The organism is Mucilaginibacter sp. P4_G9, assembly GCF_056400985.1.
The window spans coordinates 21520-27709 of the sequence record NZ_JBFUKF010000024.1 but is presented as its reverse complement, the minus strand read 5'-3'; the positions used below and the strand labels follow the sequence as shown (position 1 = coordinate 27709).

The window sequence follows — 6190 nt, the reverse complement described above, 5'->3', positions numbered from 1 at the left end:
CGGGTACAGGTGATTTTGCCTTCGAAGCCCTGAAAGCGTTAAATCCGGATAAAATAATTGGTGTGGATATTTCCCGTGGCATGTTGGATATTGCTGAGCAAAAGATTCAAAACCGTGGCCTTGGCAATAAGTTTGAAGTAAAACTTGGTGATTCGGAAAAACTGCCTTTTGACGATAATGCTTTTGACGCTGTTACGGTTGCTTACGGTGTTCGTAATTTCGAGAACCTGCAAATTGGTTTGGCCGATATTCAAAGGGTATTAAAACCGGGCGGCAAAGCGGTAGTACTGGAGTTTTCAAAACCCCGGGCTTTCCCTATAAAACAGTTGTATAGCTTTTATTTTAACTATATTACACCTGGTATTGGCAAATTGTTTAGTAAAGATTCAAGGGCTTATAGTTATTTGCCCGAGTCTGTAGCTGCTTTCCCGGATGGCGAAAGTTTTGTTGCTTTAATGGATAAAGTAGGCTTTAAAAATACCAAACACAGGCCATTGGCGTTTGGTATCTGTTCAATATATACCGGCGTTAAATGATCAAAATGCGGTGCTTTTTAGTTGTATGCCTTATGTTTTGCTGCAAACTTTTGTTTGCACAAAATGTACCTGCATGGGGCGGAGGTGCCGATCAGCAAGACCTGAGTTTTGGTTTTAGCTTCAATTACGTTAGCAGCGATTTTAAAATAGTAAAGAAGCCCGACTGGCGTAAACCATTTTTTGATGCTACCAACAATCAATATGTAACCGACTCGTTAAACAGCATCAGTTCAAAAAGCACCCCTGGTTTTGCTATAGGTTTTTTAACCCGGTACACTGTAACAGAGCATTTTGAAGTACGCGTTACCCCATCGTTGGTTTTTGCCGATCGTAATTTAACTTATACGTATGCCAACCCCGATCAAAATCAGATAAAACAGGTACAAACCACTTCGGTAGATGTGCCGATATCGTTCAAGATAAAATCCGACAGGCTTGGCGATTTCAGGGCTTATATTTTAGGCGGCGTTAAATACACCAAGGCCATCGGATCAAAAAAAAATGAAGCTAATTTAGACCCATTGGATAAGCTGGTAAAAAATGCCGGCGGATTTAGTTCATATGAGGCGGGCCTTGGCTGTGATATTTATTTTGAATTTTTTAAGCTCTCGCCGCAGATCAAGATATCCAACTCATTTGGTAATATATTGGTGCCAGAGAATCACCCTTTTTCAAGTCCTATCAGCAAATTGTCATTACATACGGTTATGTTTAGTTTGTTTTTTGAATAAGCCGTCGCTATATCTCCACCGAGGGATAATTTGGGTGAGGCTTATTACCTCAATACAACAATAATTCAAACTAAAAAACATAATTTCGCGGCTATAGTTATCATACTATCATGAGTAAAGTTGTTTTAATTACAGGTGCCACTGCCGGAATTGGCGAGGCATCTGCCCACGTATTTGCCCGTGAGGGTTATAATTTGATATTAACCGGCAGAAGGGAAGACCGGCTTGAAAAACTGGCCGAACACTTAAATGATACATATAACATTGAGATTGCCATTTTATCATTTGATGTACGCAACCGCCAGCAGGTGATTGAAAACCTGGAGGGTTTACCGGAAAAATGGAAAATGGTAGATGTTTTGGTTAATAACGCCGGTTTGAGCCAGGGATTGGATCCGATACAAAATGGGGATGTCGACGACTGGGAAACCATGATTGATACCAATATAAAAGGCTTGCTTTATGTAAGCCGTGTGGTATCAAACTGGATGATAAGTAATGGTAAAGGACACATTATTAATTTAGGATCAATAGCAGGCAAAGAAGTTTACCTTAATGGTAATGTGTACTGCGCAACCAAGCACGCTGTTGATGCGTTAAACAAAGGTATGCGGGTTGACCTGTTATCGCACGGAATTAAAGTTACAGCCATTCATCCCGGCGCTGTTGAAACAGAGTTTTCTGAAGTTAGGTTTAAAGGCGATAAGGAACGCGCCAAAAAGGTTTACGATGGCTTTGAGCCGCTGATAGCACAGGATATTGCCGAAACCATCTGGTTTGTAGCATCGCGGCCGGCTCATGTAAATATTAACGACCTGGTGATTATGCCAACAGCCCAGGCAACGGCGACTAATATATTCAGAAAATAGATATGCCGATTTCAGATGTGCAGATATGCAAATGAGCAAAGTGATCTGCATATTTGAAATCAATAATTTTTAACCTACACACCTGGGGCTTACGCATTAAATAAATTCACCGATTCAATAATTAAAAAACATAATTTGCACATCTGAAATCTGCATATCTAAAATTAAAACACATGTCACTAATAACACAAATAGACCAGGATATAAAACTGGCTATGCTGGCTAAACAGCCGGATCGTCTTAGGGGGTTGCGCGCAATTAAATCAGCTTTACTGCTGGCTAAAACCGAAAAAGGCGCTGCAGATGAACTTACCGAGGAGGCTGAGATCAAAGTGCTTCAAAAACTGATTAAGCAACGTAAAGAATCGGCAGATATTTACCGCACACAAAACCGGGAGGATCTTTACGAGATCGAGATGGAAGAAATGCGCGTGATAGAACCTTACCTGCCACAACAAATGACCCGTTTTGAAATTGAAGGTTACCTGCAGGAGCTGATTGAAAGGATAGGGGCTACATCAATACAGGATCTGGGTAAAGTTATGGGCACTGCCAATAAAGAACTTGCCGGCAAAGCCGATGGTAAAACCATATCAGAAGTGGTAAGGCAATTGTTGGGATAKCAATTTAACAATGTAAGCTTAATATTTACATTGATAAATTATTACTATAATTGTTGCAAGTCGTTCGTAATAAACTAAATTTATAGCGAATTAACATATTTTATACTAAAACGGGTTTTGGTATAGTTAATTGAAAATTAATACTAATAATTTATATGGATTTCGTGCTTAAAGAGGAAAACGGTTTTAGTTACATCGATGAGGGCGAAGGTGAGGTATTATTACTACTTCACGGTTTAATGGGTTCGTTGAGCAATTGGGATGGCGTGGTTGAGGAGTTTAAATCCCGATACCGTGTAATAATCCCAATTCTCCCAATTTATGATATGCCTCTTTTAACCACTGGTGTAAGAAGTTTATCAAAATTTGTACATAAGTTCATCAAGTTTAAAAAACTGAGCAATATAACATTGCTGGGTAATTCGCTTGGCGGGCATGTGGCTTTAGTATATGTTTTAGCTCATCCCGAAAATATAAAAGCCATGGTATTAACCGGCAGCTCGGGGTTGTATGAAAATGCTTTTGGTGGCTCGTTTCCGCGCCGCGAAAGTATTGATTTTGTAAGAGAAAAGGTGCAGTATACTTTTTATGATCCGGCCATTGCAACTGATGAGATGGTTAATGATATTCATAAACTGATAAACGACAGGCATAGCGTGATCAGGTTACTGGCGATGGCAAAATCGGCTATACGGCATAACATGAAAAAGGACCTGAGCAAGATGAATCTGCCGGTATGTTTAATATGGGGTAAAGACGATAAAATAACGCCGCCCGAAGTAGCGGTTGAGTTTAATGAATTGTTACCCGATTCTGAATTGCACTGGATTGATAAATGTGGCCATGCCCCAATGATGGAGCGGCCACAGGAGTTTAATGCTTTGTTTAGCGCGTTTTTAAATAAAATAAAAGGATAACATGATTGCAATTGAACTGATAGCTGATGTGATACCTCCGGTTCATACTTCTGATACTATACAGAAGGTATATGACCGTATGATGGAGTTTCGCTTGAGGCACCTGCCAATTGTAAATGAAAAACAATTTTTAGGATTAATTGCCGAGGATGATTTTATAGTTGAAAGCGATTACCAGGCACCGGTAGGTTCGTTGGGGCTTTCACTCGTTAATCCCTATGTCCTGGAAGATCAGCATATATATGATGTGATACGCCTGTTTTACGAGCGCAAGCTTACGGTGGTGCCGGTACTTGATGCCAAGCAAAACTACCTGGGCCTGATTACTATAAATGCCATTACCGATTATTTTGCCCAGATTACGTCGGTATCACAACCTGGCGGTATTATTGTGCTCGAAATCAACAATAAAAACAACTCGCTGGCGCATATGGCGCAGATAGTGGAATCTGACAATGCCCAGATACTAAGTTCTTACGTTCAAACATTTCCCGATTCAACCCGGATGGAAGTAACTCTTAAGGTAAATAAGCAGGATATCTCAACTATAATAGCCACCTTCCTGCGGTATGAATATGCTATAAAGGCAACCTTTAACAATACTGATAATAACGATAACGGCAGAGATCGTTACGATTCACTCATGAATTATCTTAATTTGTAATTAGAAGTTAGTCCATGGACCATGGACCATAGACCATCGACTAATAAAAAACATCTATGAAGATCGCAATTTACGGCCGGCCATTTAATGAGCCATCGGTAATACCTTATATACAGCAGGTATTTGATAACCTGGCCCAGCACAATGTCGAGATCTATGTGCATCATCTGCTTAACGAGTATCTTCAGGATAAAATAAACGGCGTAAAATATGATGTGCTGCAAAGCACCGATTCGTTAAAAGGTTTTATTGATATTTTTATAACGCTTGGCGGCGATGGTACCCTGCTGGATATGGTAACCGTTATCCGCGATAGCGGTATTCCTGTTATAGGGATTAATTTTGGCCGGTTGGGTTTTTTAGCCAGCGTAAATAAAAGCGATATCAATGCAGCTATTCATGCGGTAGTAAATAAGGAGTTTACGCTTGATAGCCGCGAACTGCTGAAGATTSATTCAAAAACAGAAGTATTTGGGAACGATAACTTTGCGTTAAATGATGTAACCATCCACAAGCGCGATGATGCCGCCATGATTATTACCCATGTGTTTTTAAATGATGAGTTTTTAAACTCCTACTGGGGCGACGGTCTTATTATATCAACCTCAACGGGCTCAACGGCATATTCATTAAGCTGTGGAGGCCCAATTATATTCCCGCAATCAAATAGCATAGTAGTAACACCGGTATCGCCTCATAACTTAAATGTAAGGCCTATCATATTGCCCGATAATAGCAAACTATGTTTTGAGGTAGAAACCCGAAGCTCCAAATACCTGGTATCCTGCGATTCCAGGATGGCAGTTATGGACGAAACCATGAAGTTTCATGTAGCTAAAGCTGGTTTTCAGCTAAATTTGATCCGTTTAAATAATGAAAGTTATTTAACTACGTTAAGGAACAAACTATTATGGGGACTGGATGCCCGTAACTATTAAAATAGCTTAATGCCTAAATTTTTACTTTTTATATTTCTTTTGCTGGTTTCATATCACCTGCAGGCACAAACCTGGGAGATAGGCGGCTCTATAGGCGGCGCCGGCTACATTGGCGATTTAAATCCCAATAATCCTGTTAAAATAAGCGGCATATCTGGCGGCTTGTTTGTAAAACGAAATTTTGATGGTTACCTATCGGCAAGGTTAACGTTCAGTTACGGTAAGTTTGGCGCTGCTGATAGTACCTCATCCAGTCAGCAGTTTCGTGATCGTAATTTGAACTTTACCGATGGCGTAAAGGAAATAAGCGCTATAGGCGAATTCAATTTCCTGAAATACATCCCTGATGCAGGCCCCAATAAATTTACACCTTTTATATACGCTGGTATCGGGATCTCGGGTTTTGCCCCACGTACTAATTATAACGGTGCATCTGTTGATTTAAGGGAGTTAAAAACGGAAGATCAGCAAAAACAGTATGGTGATAATACCGTAGTAATACCATATGGAGTGGGTATAAAGTACAATATTGGCGGCAAGTTTAGCCTGGCGGCCGATATCGGTTATCGCTACACATTTACCGATTACCTCGATGATGTAAGCGGTGTATACGCCAACAAAAGCAAACTTACCGGCACAGCCAGGGCATTATCTGACAGATCGGGCGAGCGGACTGGAGTTTACATTGGTTCGGCAGGAACGCAGCGCGGCGATTTTAAACCCCGGGATACCTATTTTTTAATAGGTTTTACCATCTCCTATACTTTTGTAACCCAGCGTTGTTATTACTAATTTTTTAATCGGAATTTAATTCTTAAATTTTTAATTTAACAGAATTAAATTCTGTAAAATACATAATAATTGATTTTACAATTCGTTTAAGTGTTGATTGTCGGTATTTAATACCGATTT

At 40.0% G+C, this 6190-nt stretch carries 7 protein-coding genes and 1 pseudogene; all 8 read left to right on the top strand.

All coding sequences use genetic code 11. From position 1 onward, the window contains the following. A partial coding sequence (locus tag AC1DPZ_RS04410) for a ubiquinone/menaquinone biosynthesis methyltransferase (protein WP_477401515.1) occupies window positions 1–536 on the top strand: 536 nt, incomplete at its 5' end. After that, on the top strand, window positions 533–1267 hold the full coding sequence (porT, locus tag AC1DPZ_RS04405) for a type IX secretion/gliding motility protein PorT/SprT (RefSeq protein WP_477401513.1): 735 nt from the start codon (window positions 533–535) through the stop codon (window positions 1265–1267). The genes AC1DPZ_RS04410 and porT, both read left to right, overlap by 4 nt. A gap of 110 nt (window positions 1268–1377) precedes the next feature. Beyond that, window positions 1378–2136, top strand: a complete 759-nt coding sequence (locus tag AC1DPZ_RS04400) for an SDR family oxidoreductase (protein WP_477401511.1) — start codon at window positions 1378–1380, stop codon at window positions 2134–2136. A 173-nt stretch (window positions 2137–2309) separates the two neighbouring features. Then, a pseudogene (locus AC1DPZ_RS04395) lies at window positions 2310–2753 on the top strand (GatB/YqeY domain-containing protein); the annotation flags it as partial. 161 nt (window positions 2754–2914) lie between these two features. Then, window positions 2915–3676, top strand: a complete 762-nt coding sequence (locus AC1DPZ_RS04390) for an alpha/beta fold hydrolase (protein WP_477401510.1) — start codon at window positions 2915–2917, stop codon at window positions 3674–3676. Between the two features lies 1 nt (window position 3677). Next, window positions 3678–4340 (top strand): CBS domain-containing protein, encoded by a 663-nt coding sequence (locus AC1DPZ_RS04385; protein ID WP_477401508.1) that lies wholly within the window; start codon window positions 3678–3680, stop codon window positions 4338–4340. Window positions 4341–4396: 56 nt separating this feature from the next. Beyond that, window positions 4397–5278: an NAD kinase gene (locus tag AC1DPZ_RS04380; protein WP_477401507.1), complete on the top strand. Its 882-nt coding sequence runs from the start codon at window positions 4397–4399 to the stop codon at window positions 5276–5278. 9 nt (window positions 5279–5287) lie between these two features. Next, entirely contained in the window at window positions 5288–6070 is a 783-nt protein-coding gene (gene porG / locus AC1DPZ_RS04375; protein ID WP_477401505.1) for a type IX secretion system protein PorG, read from the top strand. The last annotated feature ends 120 nt before the right edge of the window (window positions 6071–6190 follow it).